The 25,322-nt window shown below is 64.9% G+C and carries 21 protein-coding genes and 1 tRNA gene; 17 read left to right on the top strand and 5 right to left on the bottom strand.

The window, feature by feature from the left end; all coding sequences use genetic code 11:
* Positions 1 to 67: 67 nt before the first annotated feature.
* The gene (locus AC6CH3_RS03935; RefSeq protein ID WP_494036374.1) at positions 68 to 544 is read left to right on the top strand and encodes a MarR family transcriptional regulator; all 477 of its coding nucleotides are present in this window, start codon (positions 68 to 70) and stop codon (positions 542 to 544) included.
* Between the two features lie 53 nt (positions 545 to 597).
* Here AC6CH3_RS03935 and AC6CH3_RS03930 read toward each other — a convergent pair whose 3' ends face one another.
* Together AC6CH3_RS03930 and AC6CH3_RS03925 are read right to left on the bottom strand one after the other, a co-directional pair.
* A complete protein-coding gene (locus AC6CH3_RS03930) occupies positions 598 to 756 on the bottom strand; it encodes a hypothetical protein (RefSeq protein WP_400581492.1) in 159 nt (52 codons plus the stop codon).
* Positions 757 to 860: 104 nt separating this feature from the next.
* Complete coding sequence (locus tag AC6CH3_RS03925; RefSeq protein ID WP_498131205.1) at positions 861 to 1,196, bottom strand: putative quinol monooxygenase; 336 nt, start codon at positions 1,194 to 1,196, stop codon at positions 861 to 863.
* A gap of 79 nt (positions 1,197 to 1,275) precedes the next feature.
* Between AC6CH3_RS03925 and AC6CH3_RS03920 the strand changes: the two genes are divergently transcribed.
* Complete coding sequence (locus tag AC6CH3_RS03920; RefSeq protein WP_498131204.1) at positions 1,276 to 1,917, top strand: NADPH-dependent F420 reductase; 642 nt, start codon at positions 1,276 to 1,278, stop codon at positions 1,915 to 1,917.
* Positions 1,918 to 2,036: 119 nt separating this feature from the next.
* On the opposite strand, the gene AC6CH3_RS03915 is transcribed toward AC6CH3_RS03920, so the two are convergent.
* From AC6CH3_RS03915 to AC6CH3_RS03905, 3 genes are all read right to left on the bottom strand, one after another.
* Positions 2,037 to 2,109: transfer RNA gene (locus tag AC6CH3_RS03915), tRNA-Lys, on the bottom strand.
* A 116-nt stretch (positions 2,110 to 2,225) separates the two neighbouring features.
* Complete coding sequence (locus AC6CH3_RS03910; RefSeq protein WP_498131203.1) at positions 2,226 to 3,338, bottom strand: PQQ-dependent sugar dehydrogenase; 1,113 nt, start codon at positions 3,336 to 3,338, stop codon at positions 2,226 to 2,228.
* Positions 3,339 to 3,502: 164 nt separating this feature from the next.
* Entirely contained in the window at positions 3,503 to 4,528 is a 1,026-nt protein-coding gene (locus AC6CH3_RS03905) for a sunset domain-containing protein (RefSeq protein WP_498131202.1), read from the bottom strand.
* A gap of 343 nt (positions 4,529 to 4,871) precedes the next feature.
* Between AC6CH3_RS03905 and ilvD the strand changes: the two genes are divergently transcribed.
* The 15 genes from ilvD to gltX all read left to right on the top strand — a co-directional run bounded on the left by ilvD (position 4,872) and on the right by gltX (position 25,310).
* Positions 4,872 to 6,593, top strand: a complete 1,722-nt coding sequence (gene ilvD / locus AC6CH3_RS03900) for a dihydroxy-acid dehydratase (protein ID WP_498131201.1) — start codon at positions 4,872 to 4,874, stop codon at positions 6,591 to 6,593.
* A gap of 428 nt (positions 6,594 to 7,021) precedes the next feature.
* Positions 7,022 to 8,929 (top strand): acetolactate synthase large subunit, encoded by a 1,908-nt coding sequence (locus AC6CH3_RS03895; protein WP_494034229.1) that lies wholly within the window; start codon positions 7,022 to 7,024, stop codon positions 8,927 to 8,929.
* Between the two features lie 2 nt (positions 8,930 to 8,931).
* The gene (ilvN, locus tag AC6CH3_RS03890) at positions 8,932 to 9,444 is read left to right on the top strand and encodes an acetolactate synthase small subunit (protein WP_055796055.1); all 513 of its coding nucleotides are present in this window, start codon (positions 8,932 to 8,934) and stop codon (positions 9,442 to 9,444) included.
* 82 nt (positions 9,445 to 9,526) lie between these two features.
* Complete coding sequence (ilvC, locus tag AC6CH3_RS03885) at positions 9,527 to 10,552, top strand: ketol-acid reductoisomerase (RefSeq protein WP_498131200.1); 1,026 nt, start codon at positions 9,527 to 9,529, stop codon at positions 10,550 to 10,552.
* A gap of 127 nt (positions 10,553 to 10,679) precedes the next feature.
* A complete protein-coding gene (gene serA, locus AC6CH3_RS03880; protein WP_494034231.1) occupies positions 10,680 to 12,269 on the top strand; it encodes a phosphoglycerate dehydrogenase in 1,590 nt (529 codons plus the stop codon).
* Positions 12,270 to 12,468: 199 nt separating this feature from the next.
* A complete protein-coding gene (locus tag AC6CH3_RS03875; protein WP_498131199.1) occupies positions 12,469 to 15,264 on the top strand; it encodes an ABC transporter permease in 2,796 nt (931 codons plus the stop codon).
* Entirely contained in the window at positions 15,261 to 16,016 is a 756-nt protein-coding gene (locus AC6CH3_RS03870; RefSeq protein WP_205653709.1) for an ABC transporter ATP-binding protein, read from the top strand. The genes AC6CH3_RS03875 and AC6CH3_RS03870 overlap by 4 nt, the downstream gene beginning before the upstream one ends.
* Positions 16,017 to 16,051: 35 nt before the next feature.
* Positions 16,052 to 17,611, top strand: a complete 1,560-nt coding sequence (gene metG / locus AC6CH3_RS03865; RefSeq protein ID WP_498131198.1) for a methionine--tRNA ligase — start codon at positions 16,052 to 16,054, stop codon at positions 17,609 to 17,611.
* A gap of 350 nt (positions 17,612 to 17,961) precedes the next feature.
* Entirely contained in the window at positions 17,962 to 18,660 is a 699-nt protein-coding gene (locus AC6CH3_RS03860) for a hypothetical protein (RefSeq protein ID WP_498131197.1), read from the top strand.
* Positions 18,661 to 18,735: 75 nt separating this feature from the next.
* Positions 18,736 to 19,500: a class F sortase gene (locus AC6CH3_RS03855; RefSeq protein WP_498131196.1), complete on the top strand. Its 765-nt coding sequence runs from the start codon at positions 18,736 to 18,738 to the stop codon at positions 19,498 to 19,500.
* 72 nt (positions 19,501 to 19,572) lie between these two features.
* On the top strand, positions 19,573 to 20,625 hold the full coding sequence (locus AC6CH3_RS03850) for a 3-isopropylmalate dehydrogenase (RefSeq protein ID WP_498131195.1): 1,053 nt from the start codon (positions 19,573 to 19,575) through the stop codon (positions 20,623 to 20,625).
* A gap of 101 nt (positions 20,626 to 20,726) precedes the next feature.
* Positions 20,727 to 21,839, top strand: a complete 1,113-nt coding sequence (locus tag AC6CH3_RS03845) for a branched-chain amino acid aminotransferase (RefSeq protein ID WP_498131194.1) — start codon at positions 20,727 to 20,729, stop codon at positions 21,837 to 21,839.
* 173 nt (positions 21,840 to 22,012) lie between these two features.
* Positions 22,013 to 22,810 carry an MBL fold metallo-hydrolase gene (locus AC6CH3_RS03840; RefSeq protein ID WP_498131193.1) on the top strand — a complete coding sequence of 266 codons (798 nt, stop codon included), beginning with the start codon at positions 22,013 to 22,015 and terminating at the stop codon, positions 22,808 to 22,810.
* A gap of 69 nt (positions 22,811 to 22,879) precedes the next feature.
* Entirely contained in the window at positions 22,880 to 23,656 is a 777-nt protein-coding gene (locus AC6CH3_RS03835; RefSeq protein ID WP_498131192.1) for a fumarylacetoacetate hydrolase family protein, read from the top strand.
* 130 nt (positions 23,657 to 23,786) lie between these two features.
* Positions 23,787 to 25,310, top strand: coding sequence for a glutamate--tRNA ligase (gltX, locus tag AC6CH3_RS03830; protein WP_498131191.1), 1,524 nt, complete (start codon positions 23,787 to 23,789; stop codon positions 25,308 to 25,310).
* The last annotated feature ends 12 nt before the right edge of the window (positions 25,311 to 25,322 follow it).

Raw genomic sequence — 25,322 nt, 5'->3', positions numbered from 1 at the left:
TTCAGCTTAGTAAGGCTCCTGCGCCGGGACGAATCCACACTTGGCTATACTTGTTGGTATGCCTGATATGGATCGCTGGCCCACCGGGCGCCTCTTGTCCACGGCGGCACGCCTTGTTGAACACTCCTGGAATGAAAAGCTGGGGGCCATTGGCCTTACCCACGCTGGGGTCATTGCCATTGAAGTTCTCTACAACAACGGCCCCATGACGCAGGCGCAGCTCGCGCAGTTGGTCCGTGTCCAGGCGCAAACCATGGGGAAGACGCTCAGCCGGCTTGAAGCTCACGGCCACATCGTCCGCCAACGCAGCACCTCCGACCGCCGCAGCCACGTCGTCTCGCTCACGGAGCGCGGGACCGAAGCCGTTACCGCCGCGGCGGACATGGAGCGGTCTGTCCTTGCCGCCGCATCCATCGATCCGGACGTCCTCCGGCAGGAGCTGAAGGCCGTGGTGCGGGAACTGGCCACACGCTTTGCATCGCCGGAGACCGCTGCAATTGTCTCGAATGTTGATTCGGGCCTCGCCGTGGAGGCGCCCCGCTAAAGCAGTGGGCACCCTCGTGGTCGCCGCGGCGTTCCTCAACGAAGCTCTGTAGCTCAGAGGCCCGGCAGGGTTGGCTGACCATCAGCCAGGGACGAGGCGTCGTCCGGAACGGTCAGGTCCAACATGCTGACCACGGGTTCTTCGCCCATGGCAATGAGTAACTCATTGATCGATATCTGCCCGGTCAACTCCCCGGGGTGCTCCTCATCCATACCAAAGAAGATATGCGAGACCGGTCAAGCCAGCGGGGAAGGACACGCTCCGGGGCGGCCCGGCCGCTTCGGTCAGGGCCGGCTGCTAGGCTGCGTCCACGTTTCTAGGCCTCATCCACGCGACTGTGTCGGGCTCGAGGCCCGGCAATCGGAGAGCCAAGAACCCTGAACTGGCTGCCGCCCATCTCGCCGGACAGAAGGGGCCTCGCCTCCTGGATGGCGCCCTGGACACCGGGCAACTTCAGGGAGGCCTGGTGAGCCTCGGGGGATTCCCAAAGCTCGCAGACATACACGTTGTCCGGCTGGTCATCGTTGATCCCGACTTCATAGAGCAGGCATCCGGCATCCCGCAGCTCAGGCATGGGCCGGAGCAGGATGGCCACTACGGCATCACGCTGGCCGGGTTTGGTCCCGAGGCTTCCCACATTCGCAAAGGTCATGGGACCCACGCTAACCCAGCCCCCCGCAGTATTGCGTAATGTTCGAAATAACTCCTGCCGGATTGCGGTTGGCCCGGACATGACAACAATCGGAATCATCGGTGCAGGACATATCGGAAGCCAGATTGCCCGCAAGGCGGTGAAGCTCGGCTATGACGTGGTAATCAGTAATTCACGGGAACCGGAAACCCTGTCAGGCCTCGTTGCGGAGCTGGGACCGCAGGCGCGGGCCGCGACGCCGGCCGAGGCGGCAGCGGCGGGTGATTTCGCCGTCGTCACCGTTCCCCTCAAGAGCATCGGCGACATTCCGGTGGAGCCCTTGGCGGGCAAGATCGTGATCGACACCAACAACTACTACTGGGAACGCGACGGCCGCTTCCCGGTCCTCGACAACGGTGAAGAAACCACGTCGGGGCTGCTGCAGAAACTCCTGGCCACTTCCAAAGTCGCCAAGGGCTTCAACCACATCATGGCCAGGGAAATCACCACGGACGGTGCTCCGGCCGGCACGGAGAACCGCCGCGCACTTGCCACGGCCAGTGATTACCTTGAGGCCAGCGACCTGGTGACGGAGCTGTATGACGAGTTCGGCTTCGACACCGTCAACATCGGGCCGCTGTCCGAGAGCTGGCGTGTTGAGCGCGACCGCCCTGCCTACGTCATCCGCCAGAACGCCGCCGAGCTCAAGGAGAACCTGGCCCTGGCGACGCGGACCATCTAGGCGCTGCGAGTTGCTGCGACCCCTCACCGAATGCTGACGAGGCTTCAGCAGCGAAACAACGGGGCAAAACGAAACCCCGCCTTCAAGGTGGTGGCCTTGAAGACGGGGTTTCTCATCTGTGCACCCCCCGGGACTTGAACCCGGAACCCATTGATTAAGAGTCAATTGCTCTGCCAATTGAGCTAGAGGTGCAGCTGCTGTTTCGTTCAACCGTGGGGCTTTGTTTCCCTCGTTGACCTCCGCAACGACATGTAACTCTACACGAACTTTTGGCCCATGTGAAATCGGGCCCCGGACGGCCCCGTCGGCTAGCCGGACAGGCTCAAAATCAGCACAGAATCAGGGTTTTGGTTGTTGGTCAGCGCCCACAATTCCCCGTTTGAGGCCAACGAAACGTTCCTGATCCGGCCATGTTGCCGTGTGAAATGGGCCACAGGAGTGCCGGCATTTTCGCCCTCAAGCGGAACGCTCCAGATGCGCTGTCCGCGGAGGGCGCCCAGGAAGGCCGTGTTGCCTACGATCTCCAGCCCGCTCGGGGATGAGTCGGCTGTGGAGGGCCATACTACTTTGGCGTCGATGAACCCTTCGCGACCCGGCGCGCCGGTAACGTCGGGCCAGCCGTAGTTTCCGCCTGCCTGGATAAGGTTCAGTTCGTCGTTGACCTCTGGGCCGAACTCGCTGGCCCAGAGCCGGCCTTCGCTGTCCCAGGCGAGGCCTTGGACATTCCGGTGCCCCAGGCTGTAGACGGGGTTGTCCGGGAACGGATTCCCGGGCGCCGGCTTCCCGTCCTTGGTCAGCCGAAGGATCTTCCCGCCCAAGGCGTTCCGGTCCTGCGGCTGTTCGCGGCGCTGCGAATCGCCGGTCCCCACGTAGAGGTATCCGTCAGGGCCAAAACGGATCCTGCCGCCGTTATGTGTGGATGCTTTGGAAATGCCGGAGAAAATGACCTGCGGGTCACCCAGCCGGAGGCCGCCGCCTGTTCCGGCGTCCTCGATGCGCAGCCGGGCGATCCGATTGTCCTCGGCCGCCGTGAAGTAGACATAGAGGAACCTGTCGGAGGCATAGCCGGGGGACAGGGCCAGGCCCATGAGCCCGCCCTCGCCGCCGGGAACCACGCCGGGCACCTCGCCGACAGTGCTGATCGTGCCGTTCCGCACGGACTTCAGGAGTGCGGAGTCACGCTCGGATATCACCGCCGTACCGTCCGGCAGGAACACCGTGGACCAGGGCAACTGCAGGCCCTCAATGGTGGTGCGGACCCGGGGCGCCCCGAGGGCGGTTGCTGTGCCCGTTCCGGGACTCGCCGGCGTCGTGCCGGGCGTTCGCTGGAGTCCGGGAGTTCCCTGAGCCGGAGTGACCATGCCGCCCGCAGACCCGGCACCGTCTCCCGTGCAGCCCCCAAGCGCGAGAACAACAGCCACCGCAGTCGCGCCCGCTCCAGCCTGCGCTCGCCTGCATGCGCCAACCCGCGCCGCACTCGCCCTGGTGCTGCGCGCCCTGTTCGTCATCATCGTCCTGCCCGCCCGGGGTTGCCCGTTGTCTGAGTATCAGCGTTCTAAGGATGAGTGCGCCGCGAGCCGCGCTGTCAGCGCCTTGTCCGGCGCGGTGCCCGGAACCCTGCGGCCTCGGCGTGCGCAGGGGAGAGGAACCACGCGTCCGCGTGCGCCTCGTCATAACCGGAACTGTCTTCGTCGTAGTAGGTCATCGACGCCGTATCGGCCTTCACCGTGTAGCCTTCCGGACCGCTGCCGTCCGCCGCGGAGGCCGCCGAGCCTTCACCATAGGGCTGACCGGCAACATCTGCCCCTGCCAGCTCCGCGCTGACCGGAACCGTCGTCATGCCCGCGGCTTCAGGGTGGCCGGAAGGCTCGGCAGAGTGGCTGGCTCCGGCCTCGGCGGCTGCTGATGAATCAATCCTTTGCCGGGTCTCAGCGTCCGCATCCCAGGCATCGGCAGCCGCGGATTCGGCCCCGGGCAGGGTGGGGGCGTGCGGTTCGGTGTATTCAGGGTGATGAGTGGGCGTGGACGGAGCTGCTGCATGCCCTGCGGCCGGGAGGTGCGTTGCCGGTGCTGATTCGGTCCGGGCACCGGTTTCGGACCACTGGGTGTCCCACTCGGCCTTGTCCTCGTCGTCCTCCCAGTCATCGACGTCGCCGCCCGCGGAAGCGGGGGTTCCGGCAGCCGTGCGGGGGGTCGCGGCGTCCCAGGATTCGATGTCCGGCTCCACGTCCTCGGGGTTTGTCCGGTCTGCGCCGGGCGATTCCTGCCGGACGGGTGCCGGCTCGGGTGACGGAGATGCATTCGGTGCCTGCCCCGTCTGTGTGGCGCCGGCCATTCCTGCGCCCCCTGCGCCCCCGGCCGTGACGAGGCCCGCAGCACCCTCGGCTGCCGTGTTCCCGGCTGTGGTGTCCCGGCGCTCTGGTCCCGATTCAGCGGCGCCAGATGAGGCGCTTGCCTCCCGGGCGCTGGATCCCGTGAGCGGGGAGGAGGCGACCTTGCCGGTAGCGGCTGTGTCGCGGGTTCCGGCGGCGTTGCCCGAATTGCGGTTCAGCAGCCACCAGACGACTGCAATGATCAACACGATGACGATGACCCAGATGATCCACTCCATAGCAAAGCCCTTCTGTCGATAACACGAGGTTGCCGTTGCTTGACGGTACGTCGCTGCCAACATGGCTGTCTAGGTTTGTCAATCCCCGTCTGGGCCCGGGCTGGGACTCTTAGCCGGGTTCACCGGTTCAGCGGCGGTGACGTAGCCTCGCTTCATGGACTTCAAGCGGCTCCGGATACTGGATGGGGTGACATGACATGCGCCACAGGCGTGAAGAACGGCCTGCCCGCGTTCTCATTATTTGAGACGAGAGTCCACCATCTGATCGAAATTTCCTGAAAATTCCGCCTGCCGCGCCGGTTCGGGTCGTTGGGCGGACGATCAGAGTCATAGACTTTGACGCATGAGTGAGGACACCCAGATCGAAACCGACAACAAGCCTGACATTAAGCCCCGGAGCCGGGTGGTCACCGACGGCATTCACGCGGCTCCCGCGCGTGGCATGTTCCGCGCTGTGGGGATGGGTGACGACGACTTCGCCAAGCCCCAGATCGGCGTCGCGAGCTCATGGAACGAAATCACCCCGTGTAACCTTTCGCTGAACCGGCTCGCGCAGGGCGCCAAGGAAGGCGTTCATGCGGGCGGCGGATTCCCGATGCAGTTCGGCACCATCTCCGTCTCTGACGGCATTTCCATGGGGCACGAGGGCATGCACTTCTCGCTCGTTTCCCGCGAGGTCATCGCCGACTCCGTGGAAACCGTGATGCAGGCTGAGCGCATTGACGGCTCGGTGCTGCTGGCCGGCTGCGACAAGTCCCTGCCGGGCATGCTGATGGCCGCGGCCCGCCTGGACCTGGCGAGCGTCTTCCTGTACGCCGGGTCCATCATGCCGGGTTGGGTCAAGCTTGAGGACGGCTCCGAAAAGGAAGTCACCCTGATCGACGCCTTCGAGGCCGTCGGCGCGTGTGCCGCCGGCAAGATGAGCCGCGGGGACCTGGAGCGCATCGAAAAGGCGATCTGCCCGGGTGAAGGTGCCTGCGGCGGAATGTACACGGCCAACACCATGGCCTGCATCGGCGAGGCCCTGGGCATGTCCCTGCCGGGCTCCGCCGCCCCGCCCTCGGCGGACCGCCGTCGTGATGAGTTCGCCCGCAAGTCCGGCGAAGCGGTGGTCAACCTGCTGCGCCTCGGCATCACCGCCCGCGACATCATGACCAAGAAGGCCTTTGAGAACGCCATCGCCGTGACCATGGCTTTCGGCGGCTCCACCAATGCGGTGCTGCACCTGCTCGCGATCGCCCGTGAAGCCGAAGTCGAACTGACGCTCGACGACTTCAACCGCATCGGGGACAAGATCCCCCACCTTGGCGACCTGAAGCCCTTCGGCCGCTACGTCATGACCGACGTCGACAAGATCGGCGGCGTGCCGGTCATCATGAAGGCACTGCTCGACGCCGGACTGCTGCATGGCGACTGCCTCACCGTTACCGGCAAGACCCTCGCCGAAAACCTCGCGGCCATCAACCCGCCGGACCTTGACGGCAAGATTCTGCGGGCGCTGGACAACCCGATCCACAAGACCGGCGGCATCACCATCCTGCACGGCTCGCTGGCCCCCGAAGGCGCCGTGGTCAAGAGCGCCGGCTTCGATGCCGACGTCTTCGAGGGCACCGCCCGCGTCTTCGAACGCGAGCAGGGCGCCCTGGACGCGCTGGACAACGGGCAGATCCAGAAGGGTGACGTCGTCGTGATCCGCTACGAAGGACCCAAGGGTGGCCCCGGCATGCGCGAGATGCTCGCCATTACCGGCGCCATCAAGGGCGCTGGTCTCGGCAAGGATGTCCTGCTGTTGACCGATGGACGGTTCTCCGGCGGCACCACCGGCCTGTGCATCGGCCACGTTGCGCCGGAAGCGGTCGACGGCGGCCCAATCGCCTTCGTCAAGGACGGCGACCGGATCCGGGTGGACATCGCCGCCAGGACGTTCGACCTGCTGGTCGACGAGTCCGAGCTGGAATCCCGCAAGGAAGGCTGGGAACCGCTCCCGGCCAAGTTCACCAAGGGTGTCCTGGCCAAGTACGCCAAGCTGGTCCACAGCGCCTCCACCGGGGCATACTGCGGGTGACGCTATTAAGCTTGGGCAACCAAGCTTAGTAAGGGAGGCTCCGAGAACGCACTGCGCCCGCGCCGGGCGCTCGGGGCAGGAGCCTCCCGCCTGCCGCCCACGGCGGGCGGGAGGGTTTGTTCCTCCTAGGGAGGATCAAAAAGTGGACAATGATGTCCACATGGTGAGATGCACGCCGCCGTCGTTGACACGCATCCCACCAGAGGGAAAACTGAACGCATGATCGCACTCGTTACCGGCCGCACCGCTGCAGATGCAGTCGTCGTCCTTACCAAGCGCGTGGCTCTATAGCCCGACTGGTAACGAACTGTCACGCGCAACCCCTCGAAGAGCCGCCAGGCTGAGGGGTTTTTTTATTTCCCAGCGTGGCAGCTTTTTGAGCTTTCATACAGCACCACCCAATCCAAGATCCACTAAGGAAGAGTCCGATGAGCAAAGGATCGCCGATCAGCCCCTCGCTGATGGCTACTAAGTCCGCTGGAGCCTCCAAGGCTCCGGAACGCGCCGACCGGACGGCTGAAACCGCCGTCGGCGCCGACACTGCTGCAACCGCCTCTCCTGTCCTTGGGCCGAACAACGTCGTACCCCCGACGGTGATGACCGGCTCAGAAGCAATTGTCCGCTCGCTCGAAGAACTCGGCGTCGACGATATATTCGGTTTGCCCGGTGGCGCGATCCTGCCCACCTATGACCCCTTGATGGCCTCCAAAATGAATCACGTTCTGGTCCGTCACGAACAGGGAGCCGGCCACGCCGCGCAAGGCTACGCCATGGTCACCGGGCGGGTGGGCGTCTGCATCGCCACCTCGGGCCCGGGTGCCACAAACCTCGTCACCGCCATCATGGATGCGCACATGGATTCGGTTCCGCTCGTGGCCATCACCGGCCAGGTCTCCAGCGGAGTAATCGGCACCGACGCCTTCCAGGAAGCCGACATTGTGGGCATTACGATGCCCATCACCAAGCACTCGTTCCTGGTGACAGACCCCAATGACATCCCCCATGTCATGGCCGAGGCATTCCACCTCGCCTCGACGGGACGCCCGGGACCGGTCCTTGTTGACGTCGCCAAGGATGCCCAGCAGGGCCAGATGACCTTCTCCTGGCCGCCGAAAATCGACCTTCCCGGCTACCGTCCGGTGGTCCGCGGACACAACAAGCAGGTCCGAGAGGCCGCGAAACTGATCGCTGCCGCCAGCAAGCCCGTGCTGTACGTCGGCGGCGGCGTGGTCAAGGCCCATGCCTCGGCCGAGCTCCGTGAACTGGCGGAACTGACGGGCGCTCCTGTGGTCACCACCCTCATGGCCCGCGGCGTCTTCCCTGATTCACACCCCCAGCACGTCGGCATGCCGGGCATGCACGGCACGGTCTCCGCCGTGACTGCCCTGCAGCAGTCCGACCTCCTGATCACCCTGGGCGCGCGTTTCGACGACCGGGTCACCGGCGTCCTGAAGACGTTTGCGCCCAACGCCAAGGTGATCCACGCGGACATCGACCCCGCCGAGATTTCCAAGAACCGCACCGCCGACGTCCCGATCGTTGGCTCGGTAAAGGAGATCATTCCGGAACTGACGGAGGCAGTCCGCACCCAGTTCGGCACCTCCGGCACCCCGGACCTGACCAGCTGGTGGTCGTTCCTGAACAACCTCAAGGACACCTACCCGCTGGGCTGGACTGAGCCCGAGGACGGCCTCACCGCGCCCCAGCGCGTCATCGAACGCATCGGTGCGCTGACGGGCCCCGAGGGCATCTACGTCGCCGGCGTCGGCCAGCACCAGATGTGGGCCGCGCAGTTCATCAAGTACGAGCGCCCGCACGCCTGGCTCAACTCCGGCGGTGCCGGCACCATGGGCTACGCGGTTCCTGCCGCCATGGGCGCCAAGGTGGGGGAGCCGGACCGCGTGGTGTGGGCCATCGACGGTGACGGCTGCTTCCAGATGACCAACCAGGAACTGGCCACGTGCGCCATCAACAAGATTCCCATCAAGGTCGCGGTCATCAACAACTCCTCGCTGGGCATGGTGCGGCAGTGGCAAACCCTGTTCTACGAGGGGCGCTACTCCAACACGGACCTCAACACGGGCCACGAAACCATCCGGATCCCGGACTTCGTCAAGCTCGGGGAGGCCTACGGCTGCGCGTCCTTCCGGTGCGACCGTGCGGAGGACATCGACGCGACCATCCAGAAGGCACTGGAAATCAACGACCGGCCCGTGGTGATCGACTTCGTGGTCAGCCCCGACTCCATGGTGTGGCCGATGGTCCCCGCCGGGGTCAGCAACGACCAGATCCAGGTAGCCCGCAACATGACCCCGGAATGGGAAGAGGAGGACTGATCATGAGCCGCCACACACTGTCCGTTCTGGTCGAAGACAAGCCCGGTGTGCTGACCCGCGTGGCCAGCCTTTTCGCCCGCCGTGCCTTCAACATCAATTCACTGGCCGTCGGCCCCACGGAAGTTCCGGGCATGTCCCGGATGACCGTCGTGGTCGATGCCGACGGTGACCTGATCGAGCAGGTCACCAAACAGTTGAACAAGCTGGTCAATGTGATCAAGATTGTTGAACTGACTTCCGAATCTTCCGTACAGCGCGACCACATCCTGGTCAAGGTACGTGCGGATGCCGCAACTCGTCTGCAGGTGACCCAGGCTGCAGACCTGTTCCGTGCTTCAGTGGTTGACGTCTCCACAGACTCCGTGGTCATTGAAGCAACCGGCCACCCCGAAAAGCTCACGGCACTGCTGTCGGTGCTGGAGCCTTTCGGTATCCGCGAGATTGTGCAGTCCGGCACCCTGGCCGTTGGACGGGGATCCCGCTCCATGAGTGACCGGGCGCTGCGCTCCGCTTAGGCAATGCCCCAGCGGCACGCTCCGCCTGTAACCGCACCACCACACCCATCTACAACAAATCCACTCAAGAGGAGTTACGCAAGTGACTGAATTGTTCTACGACGACGACGCAGACCTGTCGATCATCCAGGGTCGCAAGGTGGCCATCGTGGGCTACGGCTCCCAGGGCCACGCCCACGCACTGAACCTGCGCGATTCCGGCGTCGAGGTTGTCATCGCCCTCAAGGAAGGCTCGCCCTCCACCGCGAAGGCACAGGACGCAGGCTTCACGGTCAAGAACGTTGCCGACGCCGCCGAATGGGCCGACGTCATCATGATCCTTGCGCCGGACCAGTACCAGCGCTCGATCTTCAACGACTCCATCAAGGACAAGCTGACTCCCGGCAAGGCCCTGGCCTTCGCCCACGGATTCAACATCCGCTTCGGCTACATCGAGGCACCGGAAGGCGTTGACGTCATCCTGGTCGCCCCGAAGGCACCCGGCCACACGGTGCGCCGCGAATTCGAAGCCGGCCGCGGCATCCCCGACATCATCGCCGTTGAGCAGGACGCTTCCGGTTCCGCCTGGGAACTGGCCAAGTCCTACGCGAAGGCCATCGGCGGCACCCGCGCAGGTGTCATCAAGACGACCTTCACCGAGGAAACCGAAACCGACCTCTTCGGCGAGCAGGCTGTCCTGTGCGGCGGCGTGTCCCAGTTGGTCCAGTACGGCTTCGAGACCCTGACCGAGGCCGGCTACCAGCCGCAGATCGCCTACTTCGAGGTGCTTCACGAGCTCAAGCTCATTGTCGACCTGATGTGGGAAGGTGGCATTGCCAAGCAGCGCTGGAGCGTTTCCGACACCGCAGAGTACGGCGACTACGTTTCCGGCCCGCGCGTCATCACCCCCGAGGTGAAGGAAAACATGAAGGCAGTTCTCGCGGACGTCCAGTCCGGTGCCTTCGCCAAGCGCTTCATTGAAGACCAGGACAACGGCGGCATCGAGTTCAAGGAGCTGCGCGCCAAGGCAGAGCAGCACCCGATCGAGAGTGTCGGCCGCGAGCTGCGCTCCCTGTTCTCCTGGCAGCAGCAGGACCAGGACTATGTTGAAGGCTCCGCAGCCCGCTAAGGCGTAACGCCTGGCGCCGTTCAGAGCGCAACAGTGAGGCCGGGTTCACACTTAACAAATGTGAGCCCGGCCTTTCCGTCAGCCTAGACTTGATTTATCCCCAGGACTGCTATGCAGAGGATCAGCCGTGTCAAAACCCGTAGTACTGCTCGCCGAAGAGCTTTCGCCCGCCACCATCGAGGCCCTTGGCCCGGACTTTGAAATCCGGCAGACCGACGGCGCCGACCGTTCCCAGTTGCTCTCTGCCATCGAGGACGTCGACGCCATCCTCGTCCGGTCCGCCACCAAGGTGGACGCAGAGGCCATTGCCGCCGCGAAGAACCTGAAGGTCATCGCCCGTGCCGGCGTCGGCCTGGACAATGTCGACATCAAGGCCGCCACGCAGGCCGGCGTGATGGTGGTGAACGCGCCGACGTCCAACATCGTCTCCGCCGCTGAGCTCACGGTGGGCCACATCCTGAGCCTGGCCCGTCACATTCCGCAGGCCAGTGCCGCCCTGAAGGACGGTGAATGGAAGCGCTCCAAGTACACCGGCATCGAACTCTTCGAAAAGAAGATCGGCATCATCGGCCTGGGCCGCATCGGCGCCCTGGTCGCCGCCCGTCTCCAGGGTTTTGACACGGAAATCCTCGCCTACGATCCCTACATCACCTCGGCCCGCGCTGCCCAGCTCGGCGTGAAGCTGGTGACCCTCGACGAGCTGCTGGCACAGTCGGACTTCATCACGATCCACATGCCCAAGACCCCCGAGACTGTCGGCATGCTCGGTGCGGACGCGTTTACCAAGATGAAGTCCACCGCCTACGTCATCAACGTCGCCCGCGGCGGGCTCGTGGACGAGGAAGCCCTCTACACGGCACTGCAGGACGGCCAGATCGCCGGAGCGGCAGTGGACGTCTTCGTTCAGGAGCCCAGCACCGACCTGCCGTTCTTCAAGCTGGATAACGTCGTGGTGACCCCGCACCTGGGTGCCTCCACCGACGAAGCCCAGGAAAAGGCCGGTGTTTCCGTGGCGAAGTCTGTCCGACTCGCCCTCGCCGGTGAGCTCGTGCCCGACGCCGTGAACGTCGCAGGCGGGGTCATCGCCCCCGATGTCCGCCCGGGCATCCCGCTCATCGAGAAGCTGGGCCGTATCTTCACGGCGCTGACGCATGACTCGCTGACCCAGGTCGACGTCGAGGTTGCCGGTGAGATCGCCGCCCTTGACGTCAAGGTCCTGGAACTCGCCGCACTGAAGGGCATTTTCGCCGACGTTGTCACCGAGCAGGTGTCCTACGTCAACGCCCCTGTCATCGCCGAACAGCGCGGCATCAACGTCCGCCTCATCACCACCCCGGATGCCGAGGACTACCGCAACGTCCTCACCCTCCGCGGCGCCCTGAGCGACGGCAGCCAGATCTCGGTCGCCGGCACCCTGACCGGCCCCAAGCAGGTGCAGAAGCTCGTCGGCGTCAACGGCTACGACGTGGAAATCCCCATCAGCGAACACCTCGTTGTGGTTTCCTACGCCGACCGTCCCGGTGTCATCGGCACCATCGGCCACATCCTGGGCATGAACAACATCAACATCGGCGGCATGCAGGTGGCCCGGAGCGCAGAGGGCGGCCAGGTTCTGGCGCTGCTCACCATCGACAGCTCCGTCCCGCAGCAGGTCCTTGACGCCATCAAGGCCGGCATCGGCGCCGAGATGGTGCGTGAAGTGGACCTCGAAGACTAAGAAGATGAACACAGGATGAACTCCGCGCCGCGGCGGTCACCCTGCCAAGTATGATTGGCCGGTCTGCGTACAATGGCTAGGTCCGAATTAAGGATCTTGCCGGCAGACCGGCCAATACCTTTTGTACGCCCGCAAGGGACAACCTTCGCCTTTAACGGTGATGAGGCGTGCGCACGCCATCCAGGTTTCAGGGAGCCCAATGAATGCCGTCCAGAGGTTCATCAGAAGCAAAGTGCTGCTGCTGACCGCTGCCATTTTGATCGCCGCCATGTGTCTGTCCGTCCTGGTCCAAACCCAGTCGCAGGCCGCGCTGAACCGGACAGTGGACGAAAACTCGCGCGGGCTTTACGACATCCTGGTCCAGGCCAAGGCCGGTACCGGAGGCGCATTAATGCAGCCGGACATCGCCACAGGCCAGGGCGGCATCAGCTTCGACCAGCTGCAGGGCCTCCGGGACCTCCAGGGCACCTCCGTCGCGGCGCCGATCAGCCTCGTGTCCCGCGTCACCCAGAACCTCGAGGCGCCGAGGCTTGAAGCGATGGACTACCTCGGCTTCAACTCTGGACTCGTTGGCACAGCCACGGCCGGAGACCCGAGCGCAACCGATCCCAGCAAATGGCCTGCGGCAGAGTCGGTGCTGGAGGACACCCCCAAGAAGTACCGGCTGACGGCCAGTGCCACGAGTTCGGACGGCTCATCCGAGCAGACGCTGTTCAAGTCCACGGCAGAGGGGACGCTCGGCAAGGGCCGACTCGTCGAAGAGGAAACGGCCGGCGGCAAGAGCATCCGGATCGCCGGACCCGAGGGGGAGACGGGCATCAAGTTCCCCGCTCCTGCAGGCGGGTCCGAGCACAACCTTTTCAACCTCACCGTTGCGCTGCCCATGGCACCGGAGGTCACAGAGTCCGTGGTCGCCGTCGACCCCGTTGCCGAGCGCGCACTGCTCGGAACCGCTGGAGACTTCCTGGCCCCACTGGAGAAGGCACCGCCCGCAGATGCCCGCAACGCCGCTGCGGTGGGACAGCACTTTGAAAGCCTTTTCACCAGCGGCATCAGCATGAAGGAACTGGAAGAGGGGCCGGACTTCCTCGGCGTAAAGCTCAAGTACTGGGCCCCGTTGATGACCCAGTACCAGCAGGCAAAGCTCAGCGGCCAGCTGACTGAGGATTCCCAGGCGATTCCGCTGATTGTCCGCTCGGGCACAGCTCTCGACCTGAAGTACTCGGTGAAGATCGAGGAAATCGATGATGCCGGAAATGTGGTCAAGGACGTCGGAACGGTTGACCGGTCCCTCGGCAAGGACTACCTGCCGTTCGTATCAAAGTCGCCCTTCGCCCTCTCCTGGCCGGGGTCCACGGACCACTCCAAGCTGCTGGGGAACCCGGAAAGCTTCGGGCGCGGCCTCTACACCCCTGCCACGTGGAGCACGAATTTTGCCTCCGCGCCCAAGTACACAGACGGCTCCACCGCGTCCAACGGCGCAGTGGACAAGACCGCGACGCCCGGCGAGTGGGTAACCGTTAACCGCCTTCCGGAAAAGACGGCGGCAGGCGAACCTGTAGACCAGACCCAGCGCAATCCCGTCGATGAGCGCTCCTACCGGGACAACCTCGAGACGGGGGAGAAGCTCGCATCTCCGCTCGCCATGGTTTATGGGACCTTCGATCCCGCCGCCGTTCAGGAAGCAGCCGGCGACGTCAACAGGCTCCCGCTGGGAGGCTACGACCCCACGCCGCTGACCCTGACCAAGGATGCGCACGGCAAGGACGTCCAGAACACCACGCTGAAGCCGTCGCTGAGCGCCACGGGGCTGGTCAGCCAGTCCGCGGGCGCCATCACGGACTACTACGGCCTGGCGGCCGCCCGTGGATATGAGAAGAACGCCTCGGTCATTGACGCCGTTCGTGTGCGCGCTGCGGCGCCTGGAAGCTGGAAGCAGGTCCAGCCGGAAGTAGAGAAGCTGGCCAACGAGATCCGTGATATGGGCCTGGAAGCCACGGTCGTGGCTGGCTCCGCGCGCGAGGACGCCAACATCTTCGTCCCCGGCTACTCAAAGGACGGCGCCGGCAAGGAATCTGCACTGGGCACCGTCCAGCAGTCATGGGTCAGGCAGGACGCCGCCGATGCCGTGAGCGGCTCGCTGACCGCCACGAACATCACGCTGCTCTTCCTCACTCTGTGCGGCGCAGCGCTGCTGACCGGTGCATCAACCGTGAGCTACGTGCGCCAGCGGCGCCGCGAGGCCGGTACGCTCCGCGCTATGGGCTGGACCCAGCGGAAGATCCGCTCGTGGGTCCTGGAGGAATTCGCTGTGGGCGCCGGGCTGCTGGCAGTGGCCGGCATCATCCTGAGCCTGCTGAGCTGGAACCTTGCCACGGTGATCGTCTCGGCATCCGTGCTGGTGCTGTATGCGGCGGCGGCGTTCTTCGCCGCGCAGCAGCTGCGGCACCGCGAGGAGGTGGACCAGGAGCCGCAGCACGACGAGCGGCTCATCGCGGTGGACTCGCCCCTGACGTTCGCCAACCGGCAAGTCACCACCAACCGCTTCAATGCCATCTCGCTCGCGGTGGCCGTCGGAGTGTTCGGCGCGGCAGTCGGCGGCCTGATCGCACTGCTGATCGACATCCCCCGCGCGGCCGGCGCCAGCGCACTGAGCGGAGTGGCCGCTGCCAGCGTCGCCCTGCCGAGCATCATCCTTGGCATCGCCGGCGTTGCCGTCGGACTGCTGCTGACCCTCGTGACCGGGCGTTTCGAGCTGCAGGCCAAGCGCCAGTACCTGGGCACGCTTGAAGCAATGGGATGGAACCCCGACATGCTTGGGCAGGTCCGGTTCTTCGAGAATGTCCTGGTGGGCGCGGTGGCGGTGCCGCTCGGCGTCCTGGGCGCCCTCGGTGTCGGGCTGCTCCTCGCTCCCTATGCCGCGCTCTGGGCCGCCGTGGCCGGGCTCGTGGCCGTACTTTGCTGGATTCCGATTGCAACGAAAGTAGTCCAATGACCAACGACCTTAACCTTCGCCGGGCGCGCGGGAACGACGACGGCGAAGGCTCGCTCCAGACGCGCGCCAACACCCTCGTCAAGGCCGCCGATCACGGTACACCGCTGGAACTGAACAACATCACCATCCGCTACGGCGGCGGCAAGGGCGGAGCCGACGCCGTCAGCGTTGTGGAAGGATTCGACCTGACGCTGCACGCCGGCGAGATGCACTGCGTCGCCGGCCGCAGCGGCTCCGGCAAGACCAGCATCCTGACGGTGGGAGCCGGTCTCACACTGCCGACGTCGGGCCGGGTGCTGTGGGAGGGCGAGTCGCTCGAAAGCATGGGCGACGACGAGATCGCCGACCGCCGCCGTGCTCTCATCGGCTACGTCGACCAGGGCGGGGCGCTGATTGACGGGATGAGCGCCCTCGAGAACGTCCTGCTGCCGGCTGTCCCCGACGGCGAAGTGGACCAGCGCCGGGACATGGCCAAGGACCTGCTGGACCTGGTGGGCCTGGGCCGCAGGATGCGGCACCGCCCGGCCCAGCTGTCCGGCGGTGAGCGCCAGCGCGTCGCCATTGCCCGGGCCCTCATTCTGGGAACCCGCGTGCTCGTGGTCGATGAGCCTACGGCAAGCCTGGACCGGGCGTCCGCCAACCGCATCATCAGCATCCTGAAGGACACCACGTCCGATGGCATTGCCGTGCTCGTTGCTTCACATGATCACGAACTGGTCCGGCTCAGCGATACGCTGACGGAACTGATCTAGATCCATCCCTCCGCACCAAAGGTAACTTTCCGCCCGTGACTTCCCCAGACAAGAGCCCGTTCTACATCACGACGGCCATCACGTACCCCAACGGTGTGCCGCACATCGGCCATGCGTACGAATACATTGCCACCGACGCAATGGCCCGCTTCAAGCGGCTCGACGGTTACGACGTGATGTTCCTGACGGGCACTGACGAGCACGGACTGAAGATCGCCCAGACCGCGGAAAAGGAAGGCGTCACTCCCAAGGAACTCGTGGACCGGAACGCGGAAATCTACAAGGCGGCCCATGCCGCCCTGGGCATCTCCTATGACCGGTTCATCCGCACCACGGACGCCGACCACTACACCGCCTCCCAGGCCATCTGGAAGAAGATGGAAGCCAACGGGGACATCTACCTGTCCAAATACGAGGGCTGGTACTCCGTCCGTGACGAGGCCTACTACGGGGAAGACGACACCGTGGTCAAGGAGGACGGCGCGCGGTACACCAAGGAGACCGACACCCCGGTCACCTGGACCGCGGAGGAAAGCTACTTCTTCCGCCTCTCCAACTACCAGGACAAGCTGCTGGCGCTCTACGAGTCGCAGCCGGAATTCGGTGCCCCGCAATACCGCTTCAACGAAGTGATCAGCTTCGTGAAGCGCGGTTTGGAGGATCTGTCGATCAGTCGCACGACTTTCGACTGGGGTGTCCCGGTGCCGGGCAACGACAAGCACGTCATGTACGTCTGGGTCGACGCCCTGACGAACTATCTGACGGGCGCCGGCTACCCGGACACGGAGTCTGAGTCCTTCAGGAAGTACTGGCCCGCGGACGTCCACATCATCGGCAAGGACATCTCGCGCTTCCATGCCATTTACTGGCCCGCCTTCCTGATGAGCGCCGGCCTGGAGTTGCCGAAGCGCATCATGATCCACGGCTTCCTCAACAACAACGGCGTCAAGATGTCCAAGTCCCTGGGCAACGTTGTGGCCCCCGAGGACTTCGTGGCGCAGTACGGCCTCGACCAGGTCCGCTTCTTCTTCCTCCGCGAAGTCCCCTTCGGCGCCGACGGCAGCTACAACCACGAGGCAATCGTGGGCAGGATGAACTCCGACCTGGCGAACAACTTCGGCAACCTCGCCCAGCGGTCGCTGTCCATGGTGGCGAAGAACTGTGAAGGGCTCGTGCCGGTACCCGGGGCCTTCACCGTTGCCGACCAGGCCATCCTTGCCCGGGCGAACGCCCTGCTCGACCAGGCCCGTGCGGCCTTTGACAAGCAGGAATTCAGCCGCGCACTCGAAGCGATCTGGGGCGTACTGGGCGACACCAACGCATACTTTGCCGAACAGGCCCCGTGGGTTCTGCGGAAGACCGACGTCGAACGGATGCAGACGGTACTGTACGTGACGCTCGAAGTGCTGAGGATCGTGGCAATCCTGGCGCAGCCTGTCATGCCGGGCGCCATGGCCACGCTGCTCGGCGCGCTGGGTCAGCCGGAAGGCGACGCACGGCAGTTCACTGCGATCCCCGTGCCGATCGTGCCCGGCACCAGCCTGCCCGCGCCGGTCCCGGTCTTCCCGAAGTATGAGGAGCCGGCCGAAGGCTGACCCTGATTTCTCCGGCGGTTGCTGCCGGCGCCCCCGCACCCGGTTTCACCCAGGGCGCGGGGGCCTTTTTCTTTTGTACCCAACCCGCGCCGTGCGTAACCAAGTGGTGGCAGGTACAAACGGGCGCGAAGGCCGACGCCACCGAGTAGAAGGCCTCCGAATAAGGCGTACTGGCTACTCGGGACTGCCGCGGCACCGCATCCTACCCTGAGATTGCAAGCAGACTGACGGCGTCATTGGGAGTATCCATCACCTCTATTCCACCGTTTGACCTTCAGACAGTGGTTCGTGTGGGACGGAAATGCCGCGATCGGTCCGGTCAGTTTGATCACGGTATGGAGGGACATGAAATGAAACGAACTATCGCGGCAGTGGGGCTTGTGGGTCTTGGACTTTTGGGCACCACACTCCCGGCCATCGCCACGCCGGGCAACGGGCAGGCTGGTGACACGGTCACCATCTGCCATGAAACCGGCTCCGAGACCAACCCGGAAGTAATCATCGACGTTAACGAAAACTCCACCAACGGCCATCAGAACGACGGCAACGGCGGGAACAACGGGAACGGCAACGGCGGGCACTATGACGATTCCTGCTACGTAGCGCCGGACGACGACTACCAGGAGCCGCCGTACGAGGAGCCACCCGCCGAGGAGCCAGCGGCGGAGGAGCCTTCAGCCGAGGAACCGCCGGCCGAGGAGCAGGCTCCGGTTGTGGCACCCCCGGTGGTAGCACCGCCGGCGGTTGTGGTGCCCGATGCTCCAGTCGCCAAGCCCGTGGTGAAGCCGGTGGTGAAGCCGGTGGTCAAGCCTGCGGCAAAGCCAGTGGCGAAGCCGGCAGCGGCTGCTCCTGCAGCGGCGGCACCCGTCGCGGCGGCGCCCGTTGCAGCTCCTGCGACCAATGCGGGCTACAACGTGCAGACGGCTGCCGGCGGCGGAACCGAGAGCGGGATTCCTGCTTGGCTGGCCGCCCTGACAGCCCTCTTTACGGGCCTGTCCGCCGTAGTCCTGGCGCGGGGCGGGGCCCGGGCCAGGAAGCTTGACAGCTGAACGGTAGCGGTTTGAGGGTGCCACGTGGCTGGGACGTGGCACCCTCCTTTCCGATTCCCGCCACAAGGAGGAGCCATGGGCAGCCATCGACAGAACAGGGAGACGGAGCGTGGGGGCAGCCGAAGACTGCTGCTCAGCTACGTGGACCTGCTTGTGTTGTCATTTTGCTGTCTGGGGATCCTGACTGCCTGGCTCATCTACAGCGTAGGCGGCAGCGGCCTGTCACCCGCCGCCGCCGTGAACGCGCCTGCTGCCCGGTATTCACCTGCCGCGCCCACGACCCAATTCCCGGTACCTGCCGCCCCTGCAACAGCTTCCGCCGCGGGCAAGGCCGCCGCTCCCGCAAAACCTGCGGCCCCGAAGCCGTCTGCGGCCACAAAGCCGCTGGTTATTACCGCCGCACCTCCGCAACGCATCATCTATCCTGCTGCCGGCATGGACATAGCAGTGCACCCCCTGAAGCCGGGCGGCGGCGATGTCGACAGCCGCTCCATCGTGCCACCGGAGACCATGGACGGGTACTGGCTCACACCCTTCGGCCAGCCCGGCGTCGGCTCCGTGAACACGACCTACGTCATCGGCCACAGCTGGGAAGGCCAGGACGCGCCGTTTAACCACCTCAGCTCAGCCGCAGTCCCGGGGGACATACTCACCGTCGTCACTGCCAAGGCAAAGCTCAGCTACAAGGTGGACTCAGTCACGACTTATACGAAGTCCTCCCTGAAGGACAGTCCCATCTGGTCTGTGGTTCCTAACCGCCTCGTGCTCGTCAGTTGCTTTACCCAGGACCTCTGGGGCAAGAACGTGGCCGTGGTCGCGTCACCGGTGCCGTCCAAGTAAGCCGCAATCTCCGCTGTCTGAATAATGAGACGGTTTGACCAGAATGTGGATCGCTTGGCTACTCTGAAAAACATGAGCGCATCAACGATCAATCTCGCTGTCATCCCCGGCGACGGTATTGGCCCCGAGGTCACCGCCGAAGCCCTCAAGGTCCTCGAAAAGGTGGTCGCGGCCGAGGGCGTCACTCTCGAACAGACCCACTACAAGCTGGGCGCGCAGCACTGGCTCGAGACGGGCGAGACCCTCCCCGACGAGGTGCTGGCGGATCTGCGGACCCGCGACGCCATCCTGTTCGGCGCCGTAGGTGCAGCCCCCGGAGATACCCGGATCCCGTCCGGCATCATCGAACGCGAGATGCTGCTCAAGCTGCGCTTCAGCCTGGACCACTTCGTGAACCTGCGCCCCTCCAGGCTTTACGGCACCGTGGGAAGCCCGTTGTCCAACCCGGGGAACATCGACTTCGTCGTGGTCCGCGAAGGTACGGAAGGCCCCTATGTGGGCAACGGCGGCACGCTGCGGGGCGGAACACGCCATGAAGTGGCCACGGAGGTTTCGCTGAACACAGCCCACGGCGTGGAACGGGTCGTACGCGACGCTTTCCGGCGTGCCAACGAACGCCCGCGCAAGAAACTGACCCTGGTCCACAAGCACAACGTCCTGGTGTATGCAGGACACCTGTGGAAGCGCACGGTCGAGGCCGTGGCCCAGGAATTCCCCGAGGTCAGCCATGACTACCTGCACATCGACGCCGCCACCATTTTCATGGTCACTGATCCCGCGCGCTTCGATGTGATCGTCACCGACAACCTCTTCGGCGACATCATCACGGACCTTGCTGCGGCCATCACAGGCGGCATCGGTCTCGCCGCTTCCGGCAACATCAACATGGACCGCACAGCGCCCTCCATGTTCGAGCCCGTTCACGGTTCTGCACCGGACATCGCCGGGCAGCAGAAGGCGGACCCAACGGCTGCCATCCTGTCGGCGGCTCTCCTGCTGGAGCATCTCGGCTATTCTGCCGCGGCGCAGAAGATCGAAGCCGCCGTGGTGGCCGACGTCGAAAGCCGCGGCAGTGAAGTACGCAGCACCAAGGCCATCGGGGACGCCATCGCCGCTGCCGTTTAGGCGCGTCCTTCAGGCGTAAGCTTGACCTGAATCACCAATATGCTGCCGTGGTCCGATGCTGAACCACGTTCACATGCCAGGCAGCCGACCGTGGAGGAACCATGACTCAGACTGCCCATGGCGTCGAATTCACCCAGCATCCCTCGGCAACCCCGAAGTCTGCTGAAGAGCGTGCAGCCATCCTGGCAAACCCGGGATTTGGCAACTACTTCACCGACCACACTGCGATCGTTGACTACAGGGTCGACGAACACGGAAACGGCGGCTGGCACGATGCCAGGATTGAGGCCTATGGTCCTATCACCCTGGACCCGTCCGCAGCCGTGCTGCACTACGGGCAGGAGATCTTCGAAGGGTTGAAGGCATACCGGCATGCCGACGGCACCATCTGGGCCTTCCGCCCGGAGGCCAACGCCGCGCGCCTGAACCAGTCGGCCCGCCGTCTTGCCCTGCCGGAACTTCCCGCAGAGTACTTCCTCGGTGCCGTCCGCGAACTCGTGGCAGCGGACAAGGAATGGGTTCCCTCGGGCGACGGCGAAGCCCTCTACCTCCGTCCGTTCATGATTGCCACCGAGGCGTTCCTGGGCGTTCGGGCAGCCCGCGAGGTCTCCTTCAGGGTCATCGCCTCCCCGGCCGGCAACTACTTTGGCGGCGAGCTCAGGCCCGTCTCCATCTGGATCTCGCGCCAGTACGCCCGGGCAGGCCGCGGCGGCACCGGTGCCGCGAAGTGCGGCGGAAACTACGCGGCCTCCCTGATCGCGCAGCAGGAGGCAGAGGCGAACGGCTGCAAGCAGGTGCTCTTCCTGGACCAGTTCAACGACAACGCGGTTGAGGAACTCGGCGGCATGAACGTCTTCTTCGTGCTGAAGGACGGCTCGCTTGTAACCCCGGCGCTGACGGGCACCATCCTGGAAGGCGTCACGCGGATGTCCGTCATCCAGGTGGCCAAGGACATGGGCCGGGAAGTCAGCGAACGCAAGATCACGCTGGATGAATGGCGGGACGGCGTGGCCTCCGGCGACATCACCGAGGTCTTCGCCTGCGGGACGGCAGCGGTCATCACGCCCATCGGCGTCCTCAAGGACGAGACTGAATTTATCGGTTCCGAGGATGCCAAAGCCGGCGAAACCACCATGGCCATTCGTGAGCACCTTCTGGGAATCCAGACGGGCACGGTTCCGGACACGCACGGCTGGCTCACCAGGCTGGCCTGAGCCGGTCCGCCCGGCAAACAACGCGAACGACGGCGGTCCCCACCTTGGGTGGGGGCCGCCGTCGGGCGTTAACTTTGGCTGAGCCCCACGGGGGCGGGTGCGCCAGCCCGACTGAACAGCGCTGAGGTCTCCCTGCTGCTTGTCTGAACGGCCGCTGGTGCAAAGATGTACTTGTGACGTCTGAGCCCTCGAGCCATGCATTGACCGCCAGCAGCCCCCTGACGCGCTTCCGCCTCGCGCCCAATCCCGGGCCGATGAGCCTGGAAGGCACCAATTCGTACGTCATAGCCGCGGCCGGGCATCCGGGTGCTGCCGTGGTGGATCCTGGCCCGCTCGACGAGGCGCACCTGCACGAGTTGGCAGCCGGTTCCGTGAAGCTGATCCTGATCACCCACCGTCATCGTGACCACACGGCAGGGGCGGTACGCCTCCATGAACTGACGGGTGCCCCGGTCCGCGCCGCCGACCCGGCACACTGCACCGCAGGGGCACCGCTCCAGCCCGGCGAGGTCATCTCCGTGGCCGGAACGGAGGTCCGGGTCCTGGCCACTCCGGGACACACCTCCGATTCGGTCTGCTTCCACCTGCCCCTCGACGGCCCTGCCGGTTCCGTGCTCACGGGCGACACCATCCTGGGCTGCGGCACCACGGTGCTGGACCACCCGGACGGCCGGCTCGACGATTATCTGTCCTCCCTCGACCAGCTGGAACGGCTGGGGCCAGCCACGGTGCTGCCCGCCCACGGGCCTGTCCTGCCGGCGCTGGACGCCGTGGTCCGGGCCTACCGCAGCCACCGGCTGGACCGGTTGTCCCAGATCCGCGCGGCCCTCGCCGGGCTCGGCGGGGAACCGGATATCGCGGAGGTCACCGATGTCGTCTATGCCGACGTCGACCCTTCCGTGCGGCGCGCGGCAGAGAATTCAGTGGCAGCCCAGCTGGAGTACCTGCGCTCACTGCGCGAGCGGCTCTGACGCGCACCCACAGCGGGAACCCCCGGGTGCGCGGCGGGCTCACCCGGGTGAGACTGTAGGCTTGGGGCCATGCGTATTGCCCGGTTTGTAGTTGATTCTGATCCCCTCTACGGCGTCGTTGAAGGCGAGCCAGGCAGTGAGGAAATCACTGTCATCAACGGCGACCCCTTCTTCAACGGCGTGGAACGCACCCACGTCCGCCACAAGCTGGAGGACGTCCGCCTCTTGGCACCCATCATTCCCCGCAGCAAGGTGATCGGCGTGGGACGCAACTTCGCGGAACACGCCCGCGAACTCGGCAACGAAGTACCCCAGCACCCCCTGCTGTTCCTGAAGCCCAACACCTCCGTGGTGGGTCCGAATGATCCCGTCGTGCTTCCGGAGTTCTCGGACGAAGTCTCCTACGAGGCCGAACTCTGCGTGGTGATCGGGCGGATCTGCAAGGACGTTCCGGAGGAGCGCGCGGACGACGTGATTTTCGGATACACGTGCGGCAACGACCTCACCGCCCGGGACGTCCAGAAAACCGATCTGCAGTGGGCCCGTGCCAAGGGGTTCGATACCTCCGCGCCGCTCGGACCCTGGATCGAGACCGAGCTTGACCCCGAGGACCTGTCCATCAAAGGCCGGCTTAACGGCGAGCTCCGCCAGGACGGCAGCACCAACCAGATGATCCGCGGCGTCCGGGAACTCGTTTCCATCGTCTCGAGCGCGTTCACCCTCCTGCCCGGCGACGTCATCATGACAGGCACCCCGGCAGGCGTCGATCTCGTGCAGGCCGGGGACCGCTTCGAAGTCGAAATCGAGGGCATCGGCAGGCTTTCCAACCCCATCGTCCGCCGCTAGCCTGATTCGCCAGGCATTCCCGGCAGCCGCCACGCCTAAGCGTGGCGGCTGTTCTGCTTTCGGAGCTGCAGCCAACCGGGGAGTGGACGACGAATTCCCCCATGATGCAGGCGGTAAAGTTGGAGTCACTATGACTACTCCTTCTGCGTCGAACGCCGTCTCCAGCTCTGCCCTCCGTGAAGTCACCGCCGACACTCCCGTGCGTGTCCGGTTCTGCCCTTCGCCCACCGGCACCCCGCACGTCGGTCTGATCCGCACGGCCCTCTTCAACTGGGCCCACGCCCGGCACACCAAGGGCACGTTCGTGTTCCGCATTGAGGACACGGACGCCGCGCGCGACTCGGAGGAAAGCTACCAGCAGCTGCTCGAGGCGCTGAAGTGGCTCGGCATCACCTGGGAAGAGGGCGTGGAAGTCGGCGGCCCGCATGAGCCGTACCGCCAGTCACAGCGCCTGGACCTCTACAAGGACGTCGTCGCCAAACTGATCGAGGCCGGCTACGCCTACGAGTGCTACTCCTCGCCGGAGGAAGTGGAGGCACGCCACCGGGCCGCCGGCCGCGACCCCAAGCTGGGCTACGACAACTTCGACCGCAATCTTTCCGCCGAACAGGTGGCGGCGTTCAAGGCCGAAGGCCGCGAAGCCGTGCTGCGCGTTCGCATGCCCGACGAGGACGTCACCTTCACGGACCTGGTGCGTGGCGAGATCACCTTCAAGGCGGGCAGCATCCCGGACTACGTCATCGTCCGCGCGGACGGCTCCCCGCTGTACACGCTGGTCAACCCGGTTGACGACGCCCTGATGGGGATCACGCACGTCCTCCGCGGCGAGGACCTGTTGTCCTCCACTCCCCGGCAGGTGGTGCTGATCCGTGCGCTGATGGACATCGGCGTGGCCAGCTACATGCCCGTTTTCGGCCACCTTCCGTACGTCATGGGCGAGGGCAACAAGAAGCTGTCCAAGCGTGACCCGCAGTCCAACCTCTTTTTGCTCCGTGACCGCGGTTTCATCCGCGAGGGTCTGCTCAACTACCTCTCGCTGCTGGGCTGGAGCCTGTCTGCCGACGAAGACATTTTCACCGTGGACCAGCTGATTGAAAACTTCGATGTCAAGGACGTCCTGGCCAATCCGGCGCGCTTCGACATCAAGAAGGCCGAAGCCATCAACGGCACCCACATCCGCATGCTCGATCCGGAGGATTTCCGTGGCCGGCTGGTCCCGTACCTCCAGGCTGCAGGGTTCGTGGGGGACAGCCTGACCCCGCGCCACGAGGAGATCCTCGCCGAAGCGGCGCCGCTGATCCAGGAGCGCATCTCCCTGCTGGGTGAGGCACCGGAAATGCTCGCCTTCCTGTTCAAGAACGACGACGCCATCGACATCGCTGACGACGCACGCAAGGGGCTTCCCCAGAACCTGGACGAGGTGCTCGACGCCGCGCTGGCCGCGCTCGAGCCCATCGGGGACTGGAGCGCAGAGAACATCCAGACCGCCCTGAAGCAGGCCCTGGTGGAAGACCTTGGCATCAAGCCGAGGCTGGCGTTCGGCCCAGTCCGCACCGCCGTCTCCGGCCGCCGGATCTCACCCCCGCTGTTCGAATCCATGGTGATCCTGGGCAAGGACTCGTCATTGGCGCGGCTGCGCGCCTTCCGCAGCTGATGCAGGGGCAGG

The organism is Arthrobacter sp. GQ119 (assembly GCF_059759125.1).
This window is presented reverse-complemented; position numbering and strand designations above follow the sequence as displayed.

What these genes read in the sequence shown, in the direction of transcription:
- AC6CH3_RS03845 (WP_498131194.1), top strand. Translation starts at nt 20,727, where the DNA reads ATGACTCAGACTGCCCATGGCGTCGAATTCACCCAGCATCCCTCGGCA.
- AC6CH3_RS03935 (WP_494036374.1), top strand. Translation starts at nt 68, where the DNA reads ATGGATCGCTGGCCCACCGGGCGCCTCTTGTCCACGGCGGCACGCCTT.
- AC6CH3_RS03905 (WP_498131202.1), bottom strand. Translation starts at nt 4,528, where the DNA reads ATGGAGTGGATCATCTGGGTCATCGTCATCGTGTTGATCATTGCAGTC.
- AC6CH3_RS03860 (WP_498131197.1), top strand. Translation starts at nt 17,962, where the DNA reads ATGAAACGAACTATCGCGGCAGTGGGGCTTGTGGGTCTTGGACTTTTG.
- AC6CH3_RS03930 (WP_400581492.1), bottom strand. Translation starts at nt 756, where the DNA reads ATGGATGAGGAGCACCCCGGGGAGTTGACCGGGCAGATATCGATCAAT.
- ilvD (WP_498131201.1), top strand. Translation starts at nt 4,872, where the DNA reads ATGAGTGAGGACACCCAGATCGAAACCGACAACAAGCCTGACATTAAG.
- AC6CH3_RS03925 (WP_498131205.1), bottom strand. Translation starts at nt 1,196, where the DNA reads ATGACCTTTGCGAATGTGGGAAGCCTCGGGACCAAACCCGGCCAGCGT.
- AC6CH3_RS03850 (WP_498131195.1), top strand. Translation starts at nt 19,573, where the DNA reads ATGAGCGCATCAACGATCAATCTCGCTGTCATCCCCGGCGACGGTATT.
- AC6CH3_RS03835 (WP_498131192.1), top strand. Translation starts at nt 22,880, where the DNA reads ATGCGTATTGCCCGGTTTGTAGTTGATTCTGATCCCCTCTACGGCGTC.
- AC6CH3_RS03870 (WP_205653709.1), top strand. Translation starts at nt 15,261, where the DNA reads ATGACCAACGACCTTAACCTTCGCCGGGCGCGCGGGAACGACGACGGC.
- gltX (WP_498131191.1), top strand. Translation starts at nt 23,787, where the DNA reads ATGACTACTCCTTCTGCGTCGAACGCCGTCTCCAGCTCTGCCCTCCGT.
- AC6CH3_RS03875 (WP_498131199.1), top strand. Translation starts at nt 12,469, where the DNA reads ATGAATGCCGTCCAGAGGTTCATCAGAAGCAAAGTGCTGCTGCTGACC.
- AC6CH3_RS03855 (WP_498131196.1), top strand. Translation starts at nt 18,736, where the DNA reads ATGGGCAGCCATCGACAGAACAGGGAGACGGAGCGTGGGGGCAGCCGA.
- AC6CH3_RS03895 (WP_494034229.1), top strand. Translation starts at nt 7,022, where the DNA reads ATGAGCAAAGGATCGCCGATCAGCCCCTCGCTGATGGCTACTAAGTCC.
- ilvN (WP_055796055.1), top strand. Translation starts at nt 8,932, where the DNA reads ATGAGCCGCCACACACTGTCCGTTCTGGTCGAAGACAAGCCCGGTGTG.
- AC6CH3_RS03920 (WP_498131204.1), top strand. Translation starts at nt 1,276, where the DNA reads ATGACAACAATCGGAATCATCGGTGCAGGACATATCGGAAGCCAGATT.